The sequence below is a fragment of the Arthrobacter oryzae genome (assembly GCF_030812315.1).
GTDB classification, from domain to species: domain Bacteria; phylum Actinomycetota; class Actinomycetes; order Actinomycetales; family Micrococcaceae; genus Arthrobacter; species Arthrobacter oryzae_B.
In genome coordinates, this window is sequence record NZ_JAUSSM010000005.1 from 91261 (window position 1) to 113611 (window position 22351).

General features: G+C 66.9%; 14 protein-coding genes. 4 read left to right on the forward strand and 10 right to left on the reverse strand.

The features are described from left to right. Positions 1 to 157 precede the first annotated feature (157 nt). The 4 genes from J2S97_RS11600 (at position 158) to J2S97_RS11615 (ending at position 10910) form a co-directional block, all read left to right on the forward strand. On the forward strand, positions 158 to 4996 hold the full coding sequence (locus J2S97_RS11600) for a peroxidase family protein (RefSeq protein ID WP_307049506.1): 4839 nt from the start codon (positions 158 to 160) through the stop codon (positions 4994 to 4996). Positions 4997 to 5489: 493 nt separating this feature from the next. Further along, positions 5490 to 6296 carry an AfsR/SARP family transcriptional regulator gene (locus J2S97_RS11605; RefSeq protein ID WP_307049508.1) on the forward strand — a complete coding sequence of 269 codons (807 nt, stop codon included), beginning with the start codon at positions 5490 to 5492 and terminating at the stop codon, positions 6294 to 6296. Positions 6297 to 6403: 107 nt separating this feature from the next. Beyond that, positions 6404 to 10081, forward strand: a complete 3678-nt coding sequence (gene mfd / locus J2S97_RS11610) for a transcription-repair coupling factor (RefSeq protein WP_307049510.1) — start codon at positions 6404 to 6406, stop codon at positions 10079 to 10081. A 4-nt stretch (positions 10082 to 10085) separates the two neighbouring features. After that, positions 10086 to 10910 carry a metal-dependent hydrolase gene (locus J2S97_RS11615; protein WP_307049511.1) on the forward strand — a complete coding sequence of 275 codons (825 nt, stop codon included), beginning with the start codon at positions 10086 to 10088 and terminating at the stop codon, positions 10908 to 10910. A gap of 75 nt (positions 10911 to 10985) precedes the next feature. Here the strand turns inward: J2S97_RS11615 and J2S97_RS11620 are convergent, their stop codons facing one another. The 10 genes from J2S97_RS11620 to J2S97_RS11665 form a co-directional block, all read right to left on the reverse strand. After that, complete coding sequence (locus tag J2S97_RS11620; RefSeq protein ID WP_307049512.1) at positions 10986 to 11216, reverse strand: hypothetical protein; 231 nt, start codon at positions 11214 to 11216, stop codon at positions 10986 to 10988. A gap of 71 nt (positions 11217 to 11287) precedes the next feature. After that, positions 11288 to 12019 carry a deoxyribose-phosphate aldolase gene (gene deoC / locus J2S97_RS11625; RefSeq protein WP_307049514.1) on the reverse strand — a complete coding sequence of 244 codons (732 nt, stop codon included), beginning with the start codon at positions 12017 to 12019 and terminating at the stop codon, positions 11288 to 11290. A gap of 92 nt (positions 12020 to 12111) precedes the next feature. Then, positions 12112 to 13011, reverse strand: a complete 900-nt coding sequence (locus tag J2S97_RS11630) for an FAD-dependent oxidoreductase (protein ID WP_307049516.1) — start codon at positions 13009 to 13011, stop codon at positions 12112 to 12114. Between the two features lie 161 nt (positions 13012 to 13172). Next, the gene (locus J2S97_RS11635; protein ID WP_307049519.1) at positions 13173 to 14543 is read right to left on the reverse strand and encodes a patatin-like phospholipase family protein; all 1371 of its coding nucleotides are present in this window, start codon (positions 14541 to 14543) and stop codon (positions 13173 to 13175) included. Further along, the gene (locus J2S97_RS11640) at positions 14540 to 15016 is read right to left on the reverse strand and encodes a hypothetical protein (RefSeq protein ID WP_307049522.1); all 477 of its coding nucleotides are present in this window, start codon (positions 15014 to 15016) and stop codon (positions 14540 to 14542) included. Before J2S97_RS11640 ends, J2S97_RS11635 begins: the two co-directional genes overlap by 4 nt. Further along, positions 15013 to 15495 (reverse strand): hypothetical protein, encoded by a 483-nt coding sequence (locus tag J2S97_RS11645; RefSeq protein ID WP_307049524.1) that lies wholly within the window; start codon positions 15493 to 15495, stop codon positions 15013 to 15015. The genes J2S97_RS11640 and J2S97_RS11645 overlap by 4 nt, the downstream gene beginning before the upstream one ends. Next, positions 15492 to 16490 (reverse strand): acetoacetate decarboxylase family protein, encoded by a 999-nt coding sequence (locus tag J2S97_RS11650; protein WP_307049526.1) that lies wholly within the window; start codon positions 16488 to 16490, stop codon positions 15492 to 15494. The genes J2S97_RS11645 and J2S97_RS11650 overlap by 4 nt, the downstream gene beginning before the upstream one ends. Continuing rightward, on the reverse strand, positions 16487 to 17551 hold the full coding sequence (locus J2S97_RS11655) for an alpha/beta fold hydrolase (RefSeq protein WP_307049528.1): 1065 nt from the start codon (positions 17549 to 17551) through the stop codon (positions 16487 to 16489). Before J2S97_RS11655 ends, J2S97_RS11650 begins: the two co-directional genes overlap by 4 nt. Further along, a complete protein-coding gene (locus J2S97_RS11660; RefSeq protein WP_307049530.1) occupies positions 17548 to 19557 on the reverse strand; it encodes a hypothetical protein in 2010 nt (669 codons plus the stop codon). Before J2S97_RS11660 ends, J2S97_RS11655 begins: the two co-directional genes overlap by 4 nt. A gap of 13 nt (positions 19558 to 19570) precedes the next feature. Next, complete coding sequence (locus tag J2S97_RS11665; protein ID WP_307049532.1) at positions 19571 to 22333, reverse strand: GMC family oxidoreductase; 2763 nt, start codon at positions 22331 to 22333, stop codon at positions 19571 to 19573. Positions 22334 to 22351 lie beyond the last annotated feature (18 nt).

Below are 22351 nucleotides of genomic sequence, written 5' to 3' on the forward strand. Positions count from 1 at the left end.
TGCAAAGCCAGCTTAGCAATCCAAGTTTTTCCAAAGGCTGCTGATCAATGCTGGGCCCATCCAGTGAACCGAGCAACCACGTTGAGGGGGGAGCCGGTATGAAGTCGATGGAGGAAAGGTCATGGCTAAACATCGCAAGTCCCGAAAGGGGGACGGCATGCCGCATACACAGGGCTCAGCGGCCGGAGTGACCCGCAAAGTCACAGCCGGTGCGCTGGCCCTGTTGATTGGGGCCGGGGTTGTCCCGTCCGTGCTGGCGCCAGCGGTTTCCGCGGCTCCGACGGGCCAGGGTTTCACGCTCAATGCCGGTGATATGCGGTTCATTCTCAAGCAGATCAAGATCGCCGAAAACCACGCAACCAAGGAGGACGCGCAGGGGAACGATGTTGCCGGCCAGCCGCTGCTGGGCAACGGGCCTAACCAGATCGCCAGCCCCCTGCTGCCGTATGGGCTGCGGACCGTGGACGGTACGGACAACAACCTTGTTGCCGGCCAGGAGCACTATGGCTCAGCCAGCCGGGAATTTCCCCGTCTGTCGGACCCGGAATGGCGCACTTCGTCAGGCGGACAGAACTACGAGTCCGTCAACACCAATGTCACCGACAGCGGGCCGCGGTTCGTCAGCAACGTGATTGTTGACCAGACCGTCACGAATCCCGCCGCCGTGGCCGCCGCCGGCAAGGCCCACCGCACGGTCAATGACAGTCCCACCGCCGTTCCCTGTGTCAGCGAGGGTGTCCCGGAGAACTGCGTGCCGGCGGGTGAAACCCTCGACATCCCCAACGTCACTACCGACTTTGGCCTGTCCCCGCCGTACAACGGCATGTTTGCGCTCTTTGGCCAGTTCTTCGACCACGGCATCGACTTCACCAAGAAGACCAAGAACTACGTCATGATGCCGCTGTCGCCCGATGATCCCCTGTATGTCCCGGGTGGCCGCACCAACTTCATGCTGCTCAACCGGGCCGAGAACCAGCCCGGTCCCGACGGCGTCCTGGGCACTGCCGACGACGTGCAGAACGGCACCAACACGGACTCGCCGTGGGTGGACCAGAGCCAGACCTACTCCTCGCACTCGTCGCACCAGGTCTTCCTGCGCCACTACACGCTGAACGAGAACGGCGACCCCGTGTCCACGGGCGAGCTGATCGAGGGTGCACCCGGCGGCATGGCCACCTGGGCTGACATCAAGGACCAGGCACGGACGATGCTCGGCCTCGAGCTGTCCGACGTCGACGTGGCGGACATCCCCAAGCTGGCGACAGACCAGTACGGACGGTTCCTGCGGGGGCCGAACGGACTCCCGCAGTACGAGACCGCTACCGGTCGCGTGGAGGGCAACCTCGCCGCCCCCGTGGCGCCGCCCGCCAACGTGGAGCGCATCGGTATCGCGTTCCTGGATGACATCGCCCACACCGCGGCGCCCTTCAACTCCCAGACCGGCGCACCGCTGCAGCCGGACGGCGACGGCGACGTCAACGACGTCAATGTACCGCGGCCGGCCGGCGAGTACGACGACGAAATGCTGGACAAGCACTTCATCGCAGGCGACGGCCGCGTCAACGAGAACATCGGCCTGACGGCCATCCACCAGGTGTTCCATTCCGAGCACAACCGGCTCGTCGGCTACATGGAGGAGCTCGTCACGTCGCTCAACCTCGACGTGAATGAATGGAAGCTCCCCAACGGCGAATGGAACGGTGAACGCCTGTTCCAGGCTGCCCGGTATGTAACGGAGATGGAATACCAGCACATCGTGTTCGAGGACTTCGCCCGCAAGATCCAGCCCGGTATTAACCCGTTCAACGTCTTTACCCAGTCGGACACCGGCATAGATCCCGCCATTCACGCCGAGTTCGCCCACGCCACCTACCGGTTCGGGCACTCCATGCTGACGGAGACCGTGGACCGGAAGACCAACGACGGCACCGACATCGGAATGCCCCTCCTCGATGCCTTCCTGAACCCGCCGGCCTACTACTCCAGCCCCAACGGCACACTGACGCCGGAGCAGGCGGCAGGCGCGATCGCGATGGGCATGACGGACCAGGTGGGCGCCGAACTGGACGAATTCGTCACCGATACCCTGCGCAACAACGTCCTGGGCCTGCCCCTGGACCTCGCGTCGCTTAACATTGCCCGCGGCAGGGAAACAGGGGTCCCGTCACTGAACAAGTTCCGCTCCCAGCTGTACGCCCAAACCGGTGAGTCCTCGCTGAAGCCCTACACCAGCTGGGTGGACTTCGGCCAGAACCTGAAGCACCCGGACTCCGTGGTGAACTTCATGGCCGCCTACGGCACCCACGGCACCATTACGGCGGCCACCAGCATCACGGACAAGCGCATTGCGGCCCAGCGGCTGTTCGACATGGACACCGCCGATCCTGCCACGCCCGCGGACGCCTACGACTTCGTCAACAGCGCCGGCGCCTGGGCAGCACAGCCTTCCGGGCTGGACAGTGTAGACCTCTGGGTAGGCGGCCTGGCCGAGTACCAGAACCTGTTCGGCGGCCTGCTGGGATCGACGTTCAACTACATCTTCGAACGCCAGATGACGGACCTGCAGGACGGCGACCGGATGTACTATCTGTCCCGCACCTCGGGCCTGAACCTGCGGACCCAGCTGGAAGGCAACTCGCTGGCCGAGCTGATCATGCGCAACACCGACGCCTCTGCCCTCAAGGCTGATGTGTTCGGGGTGGCGGACTGTGAATTCGAGATCGGCCGCATCTCCGCCGGCACCGGCAACTCCGTTGCCGACGACCTGGCATCCGCCTGCGACGAATCCGCGCTCCTCATGAGGATGTCCGACGGCACCATCCGGTACCGCGTCAGCAACACCGTGGACCGTCCGGGACTCAACGCCCAGTCCACGTTCAACGGAACCTCGCTGGGGGACAGGATCTGGGGCGGCATCGACAACGATACGTTCTGGGGCAACGACGGCAACGACATCATCGAAGGCAACGACGGCGCCGACACTGTTCTCGGCGGCGACGGCAACGACCGGATCACCGACTCGCACGGCGACGACGTCCTCAAGGGCGGCAACGGAAACGACGCCATCGACGCCGGCCCCGGCCTGGACATCATCATGTCCGGTGAGGGCGATGACTTTGCCAACGGCGGCCTCAACGGCAACGAAACATTCGCAGGCGAAGGCAACGACCTGGTCCTCTCCGGCGACGGCCCCGACGCAGTGTTCGGCGGCGGCGGTGACGACTGGCAGGAAGGCGGAAATGCCAACGACCTGCTCCAGGGCGACAGCGGAGCACCGTTCTTCGACGACATCAACGCACCGGGGCATGACGTCCTGATCGGCGATTCCGGCGAAGACGACTACGACGCTGAAGGCGGCGACGACGTCATGGTCGCCGGCCCCGGCATCGAACGCAACCACGGTGTTTTCGGCTTCGACTGGGTCACGCACGCCCGCTCCGTCGAACGGGCCGACTCGGACATGAGGCAGATCATCGTCGACGGACCGAACGCACTCAAGGACCGTTTCCTGCTCGTCGAAGCCCTCTCCGGCTGGGACAAGGACGACGTACTCCGGGGCGACGACGAAGTGCCGTCAGAGCCGAACACAGAGGTCAACGTCGACGGCCTGACCAACGAGCTCGATGCCGCCGGCATCGCCCGCATCAACGGCCTGGCCGCCCTGCTCCCGGCAGGCGCAACGACTTTCGGCGCCGGCAACATCATCATCGGCGGTTCGGGCAGTGACGAGATCTGGGGCAACGGCGCCGATGACGTCATCGACGGCGACAAATGGCTCAACGTCCGGCTCAGCGTCCGCGACGCACAGGGCGCCGAGACCAGGTCGGTGACGACCCTGTCGGAGCTCCAGGCGGACATCATGGCCGGGAACATCGATCCGGGCAACGTCGAGATCGTCCGGGAAATCCTCTCCACCCCCGGCGACGGCGACATCGACACGGCAGTCTTCTCCGGAGCAATGGACGAATACGACATCACCACCGCCGACGGCGTGACCACCGTGTCCCACACGGGCGGCAACGGCGACGACGGCACGGACAGGATCACGAACGTCGAACGGCTGCGGTTTACCGACCAGACAGTGAACCTCACGGCACCCGTGGTCCAGGCTCCGGGAGCTCCGGTAATCGGAACGGCCGTGGCGGGAGACGCGTCAGCGACGGTGGCCTTCACTGCACCGACAGCAGGGTCCCCGGCTGAGTCCTTCAGCGTGGAAGTCCGCACCGGCACCACCGTGGTCCGGACCATCGACGATGTGCCCGGAAATGCCACCAGCCACCAGATCACCGGCCTGACAAACGGCACGGCATACAACTTCCAGGTGCGGGCGGTCAACGCAGCCGGCGAGAGCCCCTGGTCGGCCTCGTCCAACGAGGTGACGCCACGGGTACCGGCCTACGTTCCTCCGGCGGTCTCTCCGTTTGCGGATGTCTCCACCACCCAGCTGTACTACCTGGAGATGGCGTGGCTGGCAGACCAGGGCATCTCCACGGGCTGGACTGAAGCCAACGGCACTGTGACCTACCGCCCGCTGCAATCCATTAACAGGGATGCGATGGCTGCCTTCCTGTACCGGATGGCCGGCTCCCCGGAGTTCACGGCACCCGCGGTCTCACCGTTCGCTGACGTGTCCACGGGCCAGCAGTTCTACAAGGAAATGGCATGGCTCGCGGACCAGGGCATCTCCACCGGCTGGACTGAGGCCAACGGAACGGTGACGTACCGTCCGCTGCAGTCCATCAGCCGGGACGCGATGGCAGCCTTCCTCTACCGGGCAGCAGGTTCGCCGGAGTTCACGGCACCGGTTGCGTCGCCGTTCGTGGATGTGTCCACAGGCCAGCAGTTCTACAAGGAAATGGCATGGCTGGCAGACCAGGGCATCTCCACCGGCTGGACTGAAGCAAACGGTACGGTCACGTACCGGCCGCTGCAGCCGATCAGCAGGGACGCTATGGCGGCCTTCCTTTACCGGATGGGCAATCCGACGGCCGGCTGACAGCCTGAACGCTCACAAAGCAAAGACAGGCCCCGGGGCATCCGGGGCCTGTCTTCGTGTTTGATTCTTCGCTCCTTGTGGCTTCTGTGCAGTACTTGCTCACCTGTCACTCCAGGCTCAGGAATTACTCGGCCAAGAGCTTTCCTGTACTCGGTTGGCCGCTCCCGACCTACCCGTCGGTAAAGACGGGTGTACGTGTCTTTGCCCCCACGCAAAGACAGGTAGGAGGATCGCTTTGTGGGCCCCTTCACCCGTGTCACGGTGGTTTTGGAAAGCCGGAATGAACAGCACCGCACCGCTGGTTCATCCGACCGGAAGGCATCGGCCAGCTTCGCATGCCAGGGGAAAAATGGAGAAAATCGTGGGGAATACTCCTGAATCATCAAAGGCCATATCTGTTCGGCTGTTTGGCATGTTCGAGGTCCGGCGCAACGGTGCGTCACTGTCCGCCGTCGATATGGGCGGATGCAAGCCGCGGCACATATTCGAGATATTGCTTCTGAATTTGGGCAGCCCCGTGTCCAAGAGCCGGATAATTGACATTCTTTGGGGCTCCAGCGCCGGCGGCGGAACCGTCGCAACACTGGAAAGCTATGTCAGCGGTATCCGCCGCGCGATCCAGCCGGGCAACACCAAGGACGGCCCGCTCCGTACTGCCAATGGCGGCTACCTCCTGGATCCGCAGCTTGTTGACCTCGACCTCTCCAAATTCCGCCAGCTGATCAGGAACGCCGCCCAAGCCTCGCCCGAGGAGGCCTACCCCCTGCTGACCGAGGCCCTGGACCTGTCCGCGGATCCGCTGCTTGGCTCAGAACTGGCCGCAGATTGGGCCGATGAGGCGAGGACACGGCACTTGGCCGATAGAGTGGCTGCCCAGATCCACGCCGCGGAAACGGCCGCCCTGCTCAACCGGCCTACGGAATCCGTCCGCATGGCACGGGCAGCCGTGGCGTCCGACCCACTCAACGAGCGGGCATGGACAGTGCTGGTCACTGCCTACGAACTGGCCGGGCTGCCTGCCGAAGGACTGTCCGCGTACGCGCGCTGTCGGCGGATCTTTGACCGTGACCTCGGCTGCGCCCCGGGTCCGGCGCTGCAGGCAGCGCACCTGAGGCTCCTGCGCCAGCACGCGGAGGCAGACGTGGAGCTGTCGGAAGTCATGGCCGCACTGCTGTATCTGGGGGAGACCCTGAGCGGCCGCAGGCAGCCAGCCGGATTCGCCGCCGAGGCCGGCCTCACCCGCGAACATGCCGGACGCATCGTTGACTCCTTCCTCCAGAGGGCCCGGGCCGCTGTCTGACGTGCTCCCGGCTCCGCGGTCGCGGTAGGCTGGGAAGACCCGGGATTCTCGCGAATTTCGGGTCTTCGTGTTGCCTGCTTTCCCGTGATCATTCAGGAGCTTCTGCCATGAGCCTCAACGGCCCGTCCCTCACAGGCCTGCGCCGCGCGCTCGCCGGAGACAAGACCTTTGCCCGGGTGCAGGCTGAAGCGTCCCGAAGCTTTGGATCCCGCAGCGAGGACTACCAGATCAGCGCACCTGCGGGCCTGCGCGCGGCACTGCTGGCGGAAATGTCCGACGGCCTGGCGGCGCTCACCGCCCCCCATGCTGGCTCTGAGGGAAACAACGACGACGGCGGAGCGCCCCTGGTGCTGGCCGTTACCGCCACCGGACGGGAAGCGGAAGACCTCACCGCAGCCCTGCGGGCCTACCTGCCGGCCGATGCGGTGGTTGAATTCCCGAGCTGGGAAACCCTTCCGCATGAGCGGCTGTCCCCGCGCTCGGACACCGTGGGCCGCCGCCTGTCCGTGCTGCGCAGGCTGGCGCACCCCAAGACGGCCTCGGGAGGGCCGATCCGTGTGGTGGTGGCTCCTGTCCGCGCGGTGGTTCAGCCGATCGTGGCCGGGCTCGGCGAGCTGGTTCCCGTCACGCTGCGGGTTGGCCAGGAAGTCCCCTTCAGCGACGTGGTGCGCAGCCTCGCCGACGCCGCCTACGCCCGCGTGGACATGGTGACGCACCGGGGCGAGTTCGCCGTCCGAGGCGGCATCCTGGACGTCTTCCCGCCCACCGAGGACCACCCCGTCCGGGTGGAGTTCTTCGGCGATGAGGTGGACCAGATGCGCTGGTTCGCCGTCGCCGACCAGCGGTCACTGTCCTCGCCCGGCCTGCACCACCCCACCGAACTGCATGCCCCGCCGTGCCGCGAAATCCTGATCACCCCTTCCGTGATGTCCCGGGCCGCGACGCTGAAGGCCCAGCTGCCAGCCGCTGCCGACATGCTGGAGAAGATTGCCGGCGGTATCACGGTGGAAGGCATGGAATCGCTGGCCCCCGTGCTGGTGGATGAAATGGTTCCCTTCGTGGAACAGCTGCCCGCCGGGTCCATCTCCGTGGTGATCGAGCCGGAAAAGGTCCGCACCCGCGCCCACGACCTTGCGGCCACCAACGAGGAGTTCCTGGAAGCGGCATGGTCCACGGCGTCGGACGGCGGCACGGCACCTCTGGATCTGAGCTCGCAGGCCTCAGCGGCCCTGCATTCGGCCAGCTTCCGCTCCCTGACGGACACCCGCAGCTCCGCCCTTGGCCAGGAAGTCTCGTGGTGGTCCATCACCTCGCTGGCCACCGATGAAGAGCTGACGCCGGACATCAACGTGCTCAACCTGCATGCCCGCGAGCCCCGCGGCTACCAGGGCGACGTGGCGGAGATGATGGAGTTCATCGGCTCGCACGTCCGGGACCAGTGGCGCATCGTCGTTGCCACGGAAGGTCCCGGGCCGGCCCAGCGGCTGGCCGAACTTTTCCACGACGCCGACATCCCGTGCGCCCGGGTGGACTCGCTGAATGACGAACCGCAGGCGGGCCTCATCGAGGTGACCACCGCCGCCGTCGGACGCGGTTTTGTCCTGGACGGGCTCAAACTGGGGCTGCTGACGGAGGCGGACCTGCTGGGACGCACGTCCGCCGGTTCGACGAAGGACATGCGGCGCATGCCGTCCAAACGGCGGAATGCAGTGGACCCGCTGCAGCTCGTGGCCGGGGACTCCGTGGTGCACGAACAGCACGGCATCGGCCGGTTCGTGGAGCTGATCCAGCGCAAGGTGGCGGGAGGCGGCGACGGCGTCCGCGAGTACCTGGTCCTGGAGTACGCCCCATCCAAACGCGGGGCTCCCGGCGACCGGCTCTTTGTTCCCACCGACCAGCTGGACCAGGTCACCCGCTACGTGGGCGGCGATACTCCGGCGCTGAGCAAGATGGGCGGCGCGGACTGGGCGAGCACCAAGTCCAAGGCCCGCAAGGCGGTCAAGGAGATCGCCGGCGAGCTGATCCGGCTTTACTCGGCCCGGATGGCCTCCCGCGGCTACGCTTTCGGCCCGGACACCCCTTGGCAGCGGGAACTGGAGGAGGCCTTCCCGTACGTGGAGACCCCGGACCAGCTGACCACGATCAACGAGGTCAAGGCGGACATGGAGCGTGAGATCCCGATGGACCGCCTGATCTCCGGCGACGTCGGGTACGGCAAGACCGAGATCGCGGTCCGTGCAGCGTTCAAGGCCGTGCAGGATGGCAAACAGGTGGCCGTGCTGGTGCCCACGACGCTGCTCGCCCAGCAGCACTACGAGACCTTCACCGAACGGTTCTCCGGCTTCCCGCTGATCGTCAAGCCGCTGTCCCGCTTCCAGAGCGGCAAGGAGGCCAAGGAAACCGCTGACGGCGTCAAGAGCGGATCCGTGGACGTCGTCATCGGCACGCACCGGCTGCTGTCCAAGGACTTCGGCTTCAAGGACCTCGGCCTGGTGATCGTGGATGAGGAGCAGCGCTTCGGAGTCGAACACAAAGAGGCGCTCAAGAAGATGCGCACCAACGTGGACGTCCTGGCCATGAGCGCCACCCCGATTCCGCGCACCCTGGAAATGTCCCTGACCGGGATCCGCGAGACCTCCACGCTGGCCACTCCGCCGGAGGAACGGCACCCGGTGCTGACCTACGTGGGTCCCTACACGGACAAGCAGACCTCCGCGGCGATCCGCCGCGAGCTGATGCGCGAAGGCCAGGTGTTCTTCGTCCACAACCGGGTGTCCACCATCGACCGCACTGCAGCGAAGATCCGGGAACTGGTCCCGGAAGCCCGCGTGGAGGTGGCCCACGGCCAGATGTCCGAAAGCCGCCTCGAGCAGATCATCGTGGACTTCTGGGAGAAGCGCTTCGACGTCCTGGTGTGCACCACCATCATCGAAACCGGCCTGGACATTTCCAATGCCAACACCCTGATCGTGGACGGCGCGGACAAGTACGGCCTGTCCCAGCTCCACCAGCTGCGCGGACGCGTGGGCCGCGGCCGCGAACGCGCCTACGCGTACTTCCTGTACCCGTCGGAGAAGCCCCTGGGTGAGGTGGCGCTGGAACGGCTCAAGGCTGTGGCCACCCACAACGAGCTCGGTGCAGGCATGCAGCTGGCCATGAAGGACCTTGAAATCCGCGGCGCCGGCAACCTGCTCGGCGGCGAACAGTCCGGCCACATCCAGGGTGTGGGCTTCGACCTCTACATCCGCCTCGTTGGCGAGGCGGTGGCGGACTTCCGCGGCGAGGCCGAGGAAAAGGCCGCGGAGATGAAGATCGAACTGCCCGTCAACGCCCACCTGCCGCACGACTACGTGCCGGGCGAGCGGCTGCGCCTCGAGGCCTACCGCAAACTGGCTGCCGCCCTCACGAACGAGGCCATCGACGAGGTCCTGGCCGAACTCGTGGACCGTTACGGCGAGCCGCCGCTGCCCGCCCAGAACCTGATCGCCGTCGCCCGCTTCCGCGTGGGAGCCCGCGAAGCCGGGCTGTCCGACGTCGCCCTGCAGGGAAACTTCATCAAGTTTTCGCCGGCGCAGCTGCCCGAATCGAAGACCATGCGGCTCAACCGCATGTATCCCGGGGCGCAGTCCAAGCCTGCCCTCGACGCGGTGCTCATCCCCAAGCCGAAGACCGCCAAAATCGGTGGCCGGGACCTGCAGGACGCCGAGATCCTGGAGTGGGCCAACGGAGTGATCCGGAACATTTTCTCCGACTCGGCAGTCCCTGCAACACCGGCGGTGAAATAAAAGAATGATGGGAGGGCATCACGCCGCGTCGGGAGCCGCGGCGTGGGTAGCTATTGCGTCCACGGGACCGTACACCCTGGGCTGGTACCCGCTGGACGCCACCGGAATCCTGATTGGCGGCATGGCGACGGCGGGAACTGCGCTGATTTGCGACTGGGACCACCGCCACAGCACCGTGGCCAACTCGCTGCCGCCGCTGTCCAACGTGATTGCCGTGGGCATTGAAAACGCCAGCGGCGGGCACCGGCAGGGTACGCACTCGGTGCTCGGGGCGGCCTTCTTCGTGTTGCTCGCCACATTGGCCGGGCAGATCCAGCTGCAGACGGACTGGGGGCTGCTCTCGGTGGGCGCGGGACTGCTCTGCATGTTCATGATCAACATTGCCGCGAAGGCGCTCAAGCTGTTCCCGAAGGCCGGCTTCATCAGCAACTGGCTCTTCGCCCTGGCCATGGCCGGGCTGGTGACCTGGTTCGCGCCGGACCAGTGGACGTGGCTGCCGATCTCGATGCTGACCGGCGTGGTGGTGCATATCGTGGGAGACATGATCACCACCGGGGGAGTGCCGTTGCTGTGGCCGATCGTGATCAAGCCGCCCAAGTTCCTGCGGAAACTGCCGGTGCTCAACGACATCTGGAAGTCGAACGGCGCTTTTTCCATTCCGCTGCTGGGGCGGGCGGGCTCCAAACGGGAGTGGCTCGTGCTGATCCCCGTGAGCGCCTACGCCATGGTGGGAATGTGCGTGGCGGCCTGGGCGCTGGCCAAGTCGCACTACCCGGCAGCCCTTGCATTCGGAAGCTCCCTGGTCAGCGGCCTGCTCGGCACCGGCTAGCCGCTGTACCAACGCTCTTAAATGGCTGAAGCCCCCGGGAGATCCGGGGGCTTCAGCTAGTTTTAGTTGTGGGTCCTAGTGCTCGCCGGCAGAATCCGAACGGCCCAGGACGGTCTGTGGGATCCAGAACGCTGCGGCGAAGAGGCCCAAGCACACAGCCATCGGCCACGGGTTGCCCAGCGTGAGGAACGACAGCGAGTAGATGGAGCCGAGGAACAGGGCCATCATGATGACGAAAATGACGATGCTGGCTGCAAGGTTGTTCTCGTTCTGAGGGGTCTTGGGGCTATCAACGGTCTTGGACATTCATTCCTCCTCGGCCCCGCAGGGCTCAAAACGCCCCGAAGGGCTCAAAAACTGTGGCGCTGCCGGATCTGTCAGTACGCGGACGAACCCTGTTCGCCCTTGACGATCGCGATGCCGGAGCTGGCGCCAATACGTGTTGCACCTGCAGCAATCATAGCCTGAGCATCGGCCAGCGAACGCACGCCGCCGGAGGCCTTGACCCCGACATCCGGACCTACCGTGCGGCGCATCAGGGCCACGTCCTCCACCGTGGCGCCTCCGCCGTTGAAGCCCGTGGACGTCTTCACGAAGTCCGCGCCGGCCTCCACCGCTGCTTCGCAGGCGAGGACCTTCTGGGAATCGCTGAGCAGCGCGGTCTCGATGATCACCTTCAGGATGGCGTCACTGGCATGCACGGCCTCGGCGACGGCCCGGATGTCGTCCACCAGTGCGCCCTTGTCGTCGGCGCGTGCCGCCGCAATGTTGATCACCATGTCCACCTCGTCGGCGCCGTCCAGCACGGCGCCCCGGGCTTCGAAGGCCTTGACGTCCGTGGGAGTGGCACCCAAGGGGAAGCCCACCACCGAGCAGGTCAGGACGCCTGAGCCCTTAAGGGCGGTGGTGACGGTCTTGACCCACACCGGGTTCACGCAGACGGATTTGAAATGGTACTCGACGGCTTCGGAACAAACCTTGAGGACCTCCGCTTCACTGGCCTCCGGCTTCAGCAGCGTGTGGTCGATGAAGGAGGCTATTTCTGCCGGTGCGGTGGTCCCGGCTGCGGCGGCGTCAGGCATGCCGGCCGCGGTGGCTTCGTTGCTCATGGTGGTCCTTCCTGGTGGGCCTGCGGGGCCTCGTGGGCAACAGGCTCCGTGTTCTGCGTGGCTTCTCAGGTGACCATCTTGCCACAACGGCACTAGGCAGCTGCGGGGACAGCTTCCTGCAGGGTGGCCTGCATGAGCTGGGCAGCGCAGGCGCCCGCGGCCGAGCCGGAGGCGACGAGGAGCCCGAGGCGTACACCGTCGAATGACGCGGCATCGCCGATGGCCCAGATACCCGGGACGGACGTCCGGAAATCCTGGCCGATGACGATCCCGCCGTGCGCTGCCGTCTCAAGGCCTGCGCTGGCTGCCAGCCCGTCCCGCGCCACGCGCTCCTCCGCGAGGACCACCAGGTCGCCGTTCATGCTGCTGCCGTCGTCGAAGACAATCCCGGCGGCGGGTACTGCAGAGCCGGCAATAGTCGGGACCACCGAGGCAGGCCGGAGCGTGGTGCGGATGGGGCGCACCCCGCGAGCCCGCAGGACCGCTTCCGCCTGGCCCGCCTCGGGACCGGTTCCCACCAGGATTCCCAGCGGCCTCCGGCCGAGGACCCGGGTCACTTCCTTGACGGCGTCACCGATCCGGGCGGCGTCGTCGATGGTGGAGTAGCTGAGGCAGCGGCTGGCGCCGTCCACGGGCGACAGGGCGGGGGCGGAGCCGGTGGCAATGACCAGTTGGTCGTAGCTGAACTCCATGCCGTCAGCGGTGGCCACCATGCGGTTGGCCGCATCGATGAAGCTGGCCGGCTGGCCGAAACGGACCGAAACCTGGGGGAGCGCCGCGAGTTCCAGGAGTTCGGACGGGGCGTCGTCGCGGTTGCTGAGTACGGTGATGCTGCCGGCGAAGCGGGACCGGTCCAGCTGGCTCACCAAGGCCCGGGCAGCCGGTCCGGCACCGGCGATGACCACCCGCGGCAACGGGGACGACGCCTGGACCGTGGCGGAGGAGGAGGAGGAGGAGGAGGAGGAGGAGGAGGACGGCGCCGGAGCGGACATGTGAAGGCCCTTTCGCTGGTGAGGCCCTTGTTTGGCCCGGTTGGTGATGGCACCAGCGTAGGCTTACGGTTTTTCGCGGGTGTTTCCCGGTTGTTGCCGCAATGTCCCTGTACGTTCGACGCTGTTTACCGCGCGGTAACAAACGTGTCCGGCAGCACAGATCAGCCATAGCGGCGGAACGCCTCCCGGAGTCCTCCCGCTGCCACTTTCCCGACGACGGCGGCCCGCTCGCCGGGGCCGTGGGCGCCCGCCGGCTCCACAGAGGCGATGAGGGCCGCCGCGTCTGCCAGGTCCATGGTGACCGGAATATCCAGCAGCGATCCCACGGTGAGCCGTGCCTGCCTGGTGTCCTCCCATGCATCAGGTCCGGGGTCGTCGTGGAAGATCCTGGCCAGGGATAAGCGGTGCCAGGCGCCGCCTGCCCGGACGGAAGCGCGGTAGGTCACCGACTCCCCCCGGACATCCACGCGTCCGCCCGCGAGGAAAACCCTTGGTCCGAATGGCGCGTGGTCCAGGAACCCGGTGAGCCTGGCCGGTGCCGCTGAAGGGTCGAGGGGCAGGGCGACCGTGACCGTGAGCCGAACGTCCTGGCCGACGCCGTCCTGGCCGTCGAACCGCCGGCCGCCGAACCGCTCAGTGAAGCGGATGCCGGCAGGCGGCTCGGCCATGGCCGTGCAGGAGGCGTCCTTGGGCAGGCCTTCGGCAGTCATTCCCTTGAGGTAGTTGCGGGCGTCGCGGTAACCCATGCCGATCAGCGTGTCCGCATCGATCCGGTTCAGGTAGAACTCCGGATCCAGCGGCAGCGGGTTTTCCGGCTTGACCACGTGGAGGGTGAAGTCCCGGCCCGCCGCCTGCGCGGCCTCGAAGTCGGCCACGAGGGCGCCCATGGCGCTCATCTCGATCATGTGGACGTACTGCTCCAGCGGACCGTCGCCCCAGTATCCGGTGTTTCCGATGCACCAGACCAGCCAGACCTCGTCGGCCCCGCGGCGGAGGGCCTCGCCCACGTTGGCGTCACGTATCCAGACCGCATCTGTCCAGATCTGCCCGTCGCGCCGCAGCGGGGTGAGGAAAATCGGCAGTGACATTCCCGCCGCCATGAGTTCGGCATCCACGTCACGTGCGTCGATGGCATGGCAGCCTTTCGCGGTGAACTCCGCCACGTTGAACGTGCCTTCGACGGCGCCGGGCAGGGCGGCACGGCGCCGGACCTCGCCGTCGTCGATCCCAAGAGCCGGGAAGACCTTGCCGAGCAGGCCGTCGGCGTCGCCGATTGCGGGCAGCGACCACGGCCCCTTCACGTAGTCGCCCAGCGGCAGTGCCGAGCCGAAGTCCTTGACATTGACGCCGGACCAGTTCCGGCACATCTGCTCGGGCGAGACCCCGGAGAGCAGCATGCCCGCCGTCAGGATGCCGCCGGACGTCCCGTCCACGTGGTCAAAGTGCAGCCCCTCTTCAGCCAGCGCGCGCACCACTCCGGCCTGCCAGGCGACGCGCATTCCGCCGCCGGCCAGGACCAGCGAGCGCTTCACGGCCGTGTCCCCGGTCCGGCCCCGTGGTCACGGGCGCCGTTCTCCCAGTAGATCCGGCGCAGGTAGATCAAGCAGAGTGCCGCCGTCGCCAGGTCGAAGGCAGCCACCGAAAGCGCGACGGGTGCGAAAACGCCGTTCAGGACACCGACCGCGACGGCGGCGCAGGCCCCCGCCTTCTGGATGCCGGACCACAGCACCACTTCCGGGGCCGGCTTCGGACGGAGCAGTGTGTGCAGCAGGAGGCCGCCCACCACCACCATGAACATGCCCACCGTGGCGAACAGTTGGCGCGCCGCCGTCGTCGGCTCCGCTCCCAGCAGAGCCAGGACGGTGCCGCCGAAGGGTATCTGCACCGCGCCGGAAAAGACGGTGACGACGGCGATCGCGGCCAGGACGGCGCGCAGCGGATCGGCCGCGATCCAGGTGCCAACGCCGGGGAAGTGCGCCCCGGACGGGCGTGCTGCCCCGCTCATGCCCAGGCCTCCCACAGCCGGCCCCTGTCCACCAGCAGCCAGACGGTGGCCAGCCAGGTGAGCGTGGAGACGTAGAAGCGGATGTCGTTGAGCAGCATCCAGCGGCGCAGCAGGGAACGCAGCTCGGTGTCATCGGCAAAGTCTCCGCCGCGGATCCTGATATTGACCGGAATGATCATGGCCTGGCCCACCACCGTGAGGACAATGATCCCGGCGAGGCAGAGCACCGCGGGGATCAGCCGCACCGTGCCCCATTCCGTCCAGACCAGGATGATGCCGGAGATGAACATCGGCGGCACCACCACGGTGAAGAATTTGGTGGCCTGGCGCGTGGGGATGCCGAAGTGCATGTCCACGTTGCCGCGGTCCAGGGATTCCCACGTGGGGTAGAGGAAAAACTTCAGGACCCACATGGTGCCCACGTACATCGTGGCGCCGAACAGGAAATACAGCGCGTTCAGCAGCAGGAGCCAGTTCATGCCGCGCCTCCGCCAGGGGCAGCGCCGCCGCGGGTGGTGTCTTCCCTGCGGGCCGTCGCACTGCTGGCCGTCGCACTCCGGTCCGGCGCGGGCAGCCATTCCTGGCCCTGGCCCAGCCCTGCCACCGATTCGAGCGGGTCACCGCCGGGGATCCGGGCGGCGTCCTCGGTGGTTGCGGCGGTCAGGAACCACGCCTCGTAGTGGTCGTCCAGCACGCCATGGGCTTCGGGGAGGTACGCGGTGAACACCGGTTTGTCCGCCGGCTGGAGGGATTTCAGGGCGGACACTCCGGGCGCATCACCCAGCACCAGCCGCGCCTTGGCGTCGCCTCCCAGCGCGATGTCCCCGGTGGCTTCGAAATAGATGTCGGACTTCATTAGCATCCCGCGGAAGGCACAGTAGTTGGAGGCGGCGAGCTTGAGCGGCAGGCCCATCGGCCTGGGGCGTTCAATCTCGATGAAACAGCCCAGCTTGCCGCCGTCGTCGTACTGCGCGGAGACGGTGTCGTCGGTGACTACGAAGTCCAGGTTGGCCTGGTGCTTCGGCATGCCCCAGATGCCCTTGCCGCCTTTGACCGAGACCTCGGTGCTGACCGGCAGGTCCACCACATACTGGCCCAGACCGAAGGTTTTTTGGAAGACGAGCGGCAGGAGCGGAGGCACCGGCCGGGAGCCGTGCGTGACGGCGATCGCCAGGGAGTATTCGATGTACTTGCCGATGTCCGTTGACCGGTAGTTCACCACGGTGACCACTAGCAGTCCCTTGCCGCCGAGGCTGAACGGCCGCAGTTCCGTGCCCGGCAGGACGGCCGCGGCGGCCCGCCTGTTGATGGGGAACGCAGCCATCAGTACGGGGGAATCGTCCGAATTGACGGGCATGGAGTACTTGATGCCGTCCACCATGGCATGCTGTCCACGCAGGCGTTCCTGGCGGTGCGGCACGGGGGAGGGCACCAGCCTCAGCAGGGATGCAGCCAGTCCGATGAGTCTGTTCATCTGTTCAGCTCCTTGATGATGATGGGATAGGTGTCCGCCCAGGCGCGGGCACCAAAGAAGACATCCAGGTGCCCGTAGCCGGACAACAGATGCAGCGAGTCCTTACCGGGACGGTGGCCCTGGAAGAAGCTGAAGGTCCGCTCCTGGCTCTCGGGCAGGAAGCAGCGGTTGTTCCGCCCCGCCAGGAACGAGAACCTGGCGTCCGTCTGCGGGGCTTCGGCCAGGAAGTTCGCGGGCAGTTCAGGGTGGTTCCCCGCGGCCACGATGCGCCGGGCCAGAACGCTGCGGCCCATCTCGGACAGGAACGTGAACGGGACCTCGGCAAACTCCCCGCTGATCCAGCTGTGCGTGGCCTCGTCCAGGTTCTCGTGCGACCACAGTGCGGGCCGGCCGCTGCCATACGTGAAGCTGACCAGCCGGCAGACCAGGTTGTCGCATTCACGGTGGGTGGCCTTGACCATCGACCTGAGGATCCGGGAGAAGTACCCGTTGGACTTGTAGCCCCATGCCGGGGAAAGGTACGGCGTGAACGGCTTCAGCACCTCCGCCAGATACGTGATTTTCACGACCGACCACAGCGGAATCACGGGATGCAGGGACACTGCGTTGGAGACCACCGTGTCCACCCGGGGCAGGAGGCCCGCAACGGCCGCCATGGTGAAGGAGACCGAGCCCTGGCAGTGGATGACCGCCTTCAGGGTTTCGGCGCCGGTTGCCTTCAGGACGTAGTCGACGGCGGCGGGGTGGTCGTACACCGCCGCATCCCCGAGCGTCCAGGAGAGCGGTTCAAAGTCGATGGACGCCCGCCAGTTCAGGAGCCAGACGTCCCACCCGTCCTCGAGCAGGGCATCCACCAGTGTCCGGGGCAGCGGCGGGCGGAACAGCTCGGCCCGGACCCCCGCTCCGTGGACCAGCAGCACCGGCCCCTTGTCCGGGGCGCCGGCGTCGGGCGGCACGGCGGAGGTGACGTGGACCAGGGTGAGCGGCGTCCCGTCCCCGGCAGGGAACGGGATCACTTCGGTGACGTGATCCGCCCGGGTGATGGTGCGGGGGCTGTTCATGGCGGAAATCCCTCCCTGGCAATGGTCACGGGCGGTTCGAATAGCCGGAGCGGGGGGAGCCCGTCGGCCGGCACCGGGCGGAGGCCGCCGTCGCTGCCGGTTCCCAGGTTCCAGTCTCGGCAGATGCGGTCCACTGCCACCGGATAAACCGTCAGCGTGCCGTCGGCGGCAATCCGGATCCGCAGGAAACCCTTGTGGTCCTCGATGGCCTGGCCGGACATTGCCCACGCGGCCACCTCCCCGCCGGGTGTGCCCAGGATGAAGAAGGCGAACGCCTCGCTGCCTGCCGTGAAACCCACGACATAGATGATGGCGAGCACCAGTCCCAGTGTCAGGAAGGGGGGCCAGTCCCCGCGCCAGGGTATGAGGAGTACGACGGCGATCCCCGCCGCAAGCGCCGAAAGCTGCCAGAACGCGCCCCGGGCAACGGTGAACCCGGCGCCGGTTTCCCGCGGATCCCGGGCGAGACCGAGCGCAGTACCAACGGCGGACACCAGCAGGAGCAGCAACAAGGGGACGGCGGCGATGGCCAGCACGAGGAGCACGGTATTTCCTGCCCTGAGGCTGAGCAGGCTTTCCACGAAGGACAGGCCGCGGAATGCGCTGAAGACCGTCCAGAGTGTCAGGGCCGCCACCACGTGGACTACGCCGATGGCTGACCCGAAGCCGGGATTCCGCACCGGAAGCCAGAACGGCGAGAGGGGATTGGCCAGGCGTCCGCGGAAGTGCCGGGACTCCGCCATGCCGGGGAACGTCCCGGGAGCCAGGACAAAGCGCCTGCCGGAGTCAGGGTCACTCATTGAGGGTGCCGAAGCCAACGACGGTGCCGCGGCGGGGAGCGCCAGCTCAGCGGGCAGCCCCTGCGCGTCCGCCAGGAAGGCGCCGCCCAGGCCGCAGGTGATCAGCTGGGTCCTGCGGGGGTCGGCGGCCGGGCTGTCTACATGGTCCGGGCCGTCTTCAGGGTCCGGGCCCGGCGTTGTTTCCTCGTAGCGCGAGTAGTGGTGGAGGTCCCCGGTGAGCCACAGCCTCACAGCGGCCCCGGTTGCTTCGAAGGTCCCGGCACGGCGGTTAAAGCGGCGGCGGAGGTAGTCCTGCTCGAAGAAATGCACCTGCCGGAACGCATCGGCGTCCTCGCCGCCCTCCACCCAGTACGGGGCGGCCACGCACAGGATGATGGCGTCGCCCGGAAGTAGCCGTGCGGTCACCGCGTTGTAGAAGTAGTCCAGCTGCGGCTCGTCGATGTACTGGCCCAGCTGGCTGTCCAGTCCCACCAGCCACCACCCCGGTTCGTCATCGCTGCCGGTGAGCCGAAGGGCAAAGTAGCTGCGCGTCTGGATGGTCCGCCAGCCGCCGATGTTGCGTTGCCTGGTGAACAGCCGGATGAAGGATGTCAGGCCGTCATACCAGTCATGGTTGCCGGGAAGGGCAAGCAGCACGCCGGCGCCGCCGGGGGAACGGCCGCCCGGCAGCGCCGTCCGGTAGGGCCCCACCATGCGGTCCTCGTAGGCGGCGGGCGACGCCACCGGGTACACCTCGTCGCCGCCGAGCACCAGCACCTTGCCGCGCTGCAGGTCATGCCCCTCGACGACGAGCGATTTCTCGGCCAGCAACGAGGCCACTGTGTAGGTGGAGTCAAAGCCGTCGCCGAGGTCCGCCGTGAAATCGAGCCACAGCGCGGCGGTCCCTGCGTCCCCGGCACCGTTGCGTTGACCCGGGTCTTGTCCGTGCGGTTCCCCGGCCGACGCTGCTGTCGGTGATCCGGGCAGTCCAAGGTCCCGGACGACGGGCTGCGCGGGCTGGCCGGGTACAGGCAGTCTTTCCAGGTCGAGCTCGTAGCGGGGAAAGCCGCCCTCGAGTTCGCGCTTGTCGCCGAAGTCGGCAAAGACGGACGCCAGGACAACCCTGACCGCGGTCCTGCCGAGTTGGGCAGGGGCGAGCCAGCGCACGGCGTCCCGGGGAGTGAAGCCAAGTCCGTTGCTGTGCTGCGCCAGCTCCCTCCGCTTCATGCCCCGTGGCCCTTCATCGCCGGCCGGGGGACTTGGAGGTACCCCTGCCTGCCCGCAGCGGAGACGGGACGCGGCCCGCTGATCGGCCGCTCGTCTGGCGGACGTACACCTGCCAGAGCTCACCCAGGAACAGCTTGCCGAACGCGGCAAGGGCGCTCGCGGGAGCCGGGCCCACCGCGCGGAAGGTGGTCAATTGCCGGGCGAAATCCCACGGCCGGATGTACAGCATTCCTGCCCCCGCGACGGAGTTTTCGTCCACATAATGCGACTTCGGAGCCCCGGAGGTCGCATTATGTGGACGAAAACTCGTGGGGGTCGGGCCTAGGGCGGGGGCTGTTGGGTCCGGCGGCGGAACATGGCCGCGGAGGACGGTGACATACAGCGTGGTGGTGTCCCCCCAGACGTCGAAGCCTGCGTCGTTGCTGACGTCCTTGTGGCCCACGAAGGTGAGCGGGGTTCCGCCGGGATCGCGCAGCCACAGGCGGTAGAGCATCTTCCGTCCGGTGGCGGCACTCATCGAAGAACTGATGGTGGCATCCCCATCCCCGCCTGTAGCGCCCTCATTGACGAAGAGATTGAACCAGCCGCGTTCCACCGGGAGGCGGCCGCCGAACTGGTCAGCGAGGACATACCCTTCCGCGCTCGCCGGATGGAGCGGATCCTCGGTAAACACTTCGATATCGGCGGCAGTGATGGTGAGCTCGAACATCATCCGACGGCTGCGGTCGCGTCCCAGGCTGCCTCCGATCACGGGGTCGGCTACTCCGGCGCTGAACCACCCGTGCATCTGTTCGGTGAAGCTGACGGACGTTGGCCCTGTCGCCGCCGCCTCGGCGTCCTCCTCGACTTCAGCCTCCTGCAAGGCCTCACTAGCGGTGGACACCGGGGCTCCCGGCAGCCTGAGGCCACGGCTGGCGACGCTGGGGACAAACGGGCGTTCCTCTTCCGGGGCCTCGGCACCTTTGGTGGCGTCCGGCACCAGGGCGCGAAGGGGCCCAGGACCGTAGGGGGAAGCAGGGTAGTCGGGAGCAGCATAGCCTGCATTGTCCAGCCCGCCCCGCGCCACATCCCGGTGTCCATCCCCTCCGGCTCCCTTGAGGATCCGGTGGCACGCACGTTCGGCAAAGGCTGCAATGGTCAGGGCGGGGTTGGCCCCCACCGGTCCGGGCATCGCGGCGCCGTCCACCACGTGCAGGCCCGGGTATCCAAAGACCTCGCCGTACGGATCGCAGACGCCTTCGCTGCTGTTCCTGCCAGCCGGGGCGCCGCCCAGCGGATGCACCGTGATGACCCGCTTGCTCCACCAGAGCGGATTCTGCTTGAAGCTGCCGCCCAGTTCCTTGGCGATGGCCTGCATCGTGGCCTGCATCCGGCCGAAGTACGCGGCCGAGGTGGCGAGGGTCCAGTTGATGGCCAGCCGGCCGCCCTGGAGGGTCATGACGCCGTCCGGTATGTCCCTGCCCATGCCGAGCAGCGGCACGGACGACGCCGAGAGCCGGCCGTCGCCCAGGGCGGCAGCAAGATCGGCGGAGATGTTGGAGCGCTGGGCGTGGAAGAGCCTGTCCTTGAGGAGCTGGACCATCACTTTGCCGGCGCGTTTGGCCACCTGGCGGAACTGCCCCGTCTCCAGGAGCCAGTTCATGAACGAGGGGTAGCCAGCGTCCTCGATGTAGTAGCCGCGGCCCTCGCCGCCGTCGGTGGAATCGGCTGTGCGGATGGCTGTGGTGATCACCGGGCCGCTGCTGCCAGAGAGGGTGCGTGTGGCGCCGTCGGGGTCTTTCGCGTCCAGGACGAAGCCCAACAGGTCACCGTTGCCGCTGAACCGCGTGCCCAGCGCTGCGCTGAGCGCGGGCAGCGACGCACGGTTGCGCAGCAGCAGGAAGGTGGTGCCGAAGGTTCCGGCGGCGAGCATGAGCCGGCGGCAGTGGATCACCCGTTCCTGCAGGAGCCCGGGCGCGCCGTCGTCGGGATCGTGGATGACGTAGCGGACTTCATAGCTGCCTCCCGGCAGGGGCCTGATGCCCCGGACGTCGTGGCGGGTCCGGATGTCGGCTCCGGCGGCCTTTGCCGCGGACAGATAGTTATGGTCCAGCGTGTTCTTGGCGCCGGTGTTGCAGCCGATGTCGCATTCGCCGGAGAGTGTGCAGGTGGTGCGCACGGTGCCGTCCCCGTGGACGCTTCCGTACGGCTCGGGTGCCAGCGCCTGGTTCCTGACGGGGGCGGCGCCGGGCGCGGGGGAGAAGGTGACGGCGATGGGCGGCCGCGTGATGCTGAGTCCGAGGGTCCCGGCTGCGGTTTCCATGGCCACGGTCTTCGGCGTGTCCTTGTAGGGATAGGGCACCGGGCGGAGCATGGCCTCGGCCGCGTCGTAGAAGGGATCGAGGTCCTGCCGGCTGAACGGCCAGGATTCGTAACCGCCGCCGGGCACGGGGGCTTCCTGGACGAACCAGTTCTCGTCCTTGCGCAGCAGCACATTGGCGTAGATGAGAGAACCGCCGCCCAGGCCGCTGGAGACGATTCCTTCCAGTCCCCGGAACGTCCAGGCGTCAAACAGCCCGTAGAGTCCTTTGTCCGGGTCCCAGAAGTTCCGTCCCATTTCGGATGGCGTCCTGGCGAAGCTTCCCGGCGGGTACGCCTTGCCGCGTTCCATGAGGACCACGGACTGGCCCGCCGCAGCCAAGCGGTAGCACGCTACCGAACCGCCAAAGCCGGATCCCACCACCACGGCGTCCACAGACTCCGCGGGATCATCGTCGCTTTGCACCACCGGTTCCACGCAATTCCTCTCGGAAGA

Bases quoted from the DNA above. Each gene is read 5' to 3' on its own strand.
- J2S97_RS11600 (WP_307049506.1), top strand. From the start codon at position 158: ATGCCGCATACACAGGGCTCAGCGGCCGGAGTGACCCGCAAAGTCACA.
- mfd (WP_307049510.1), top strand. From the start codon at position 6,404: ATGAGCCTCAACGGCCCGTCCCTCACAGGCCTGCGCCGCGCGCTCGCC.
- J2S97_RS11615 (WP_307049511.1), top strand. From the start codon at position 10,086: ATGATGGGAGGGCATCACGCCGCGTCGGGAGCCGCGGCGTGGGTAGCT.
- J2S97_RS11620 (WP_307049512.1), bottom strand. From the start codon at position 11,216: ATGTCCAAGACCGTTGATAGCCCCAAGACCCCTCAGAACGAGAACAAC.
- deoC (WP_307049514.1), bottom strand. From the start codon at position 12,019: ATGAGCAACGAAGCCACCGCGGCCGGCATGCCTGACGCCGCCGCAGCC.
- J2S97_RS11630 (WP_307049516.1), bottom strand. From the start codon at position 13,011: ATGTCCGCTCCGGCGCCGTCCTCCTCCTCCTCCTCCTCCTCCTCCTCC.
- J2S97_RS11640 (WP_307049522.1), bottom strand. From the start codon at position 15,016: ATGAGCGGGGCAGCACGCCCGTCCGGGGCGCACTTCCCCGGCGTTGGC.
- J2S97_RS11645 (WP_307049524.1), bottom strand. From the start codon at position 15,495: ATGAACTGGCTCCTGCTGCTGAACGCGCTGTATTTCCTGTTCGGCGCC.
- J2S97_RS11650 (WP_307049526.1), bottom strand. From the start codon at position 16,490: ATGAACAGACTCATCGGACTGGCTGCATCCCTGCTGAGGCTGGTGCCC.
- J2S97_RS11655 (WP_307049528.1), bottom strand. From the start codon at position 17,551: ATGAACAGCCCCCGCACCATCACCCGGGCGGATCACGTCACCGAAGTG.
- J2S97_RS11660 (WP_307049530.1), bottom strand. From the start codon at position 19,557: ATGAAGCGGAGGGAGCTGGCGCAGCACAGCAACGGACTTGGCTTCACT.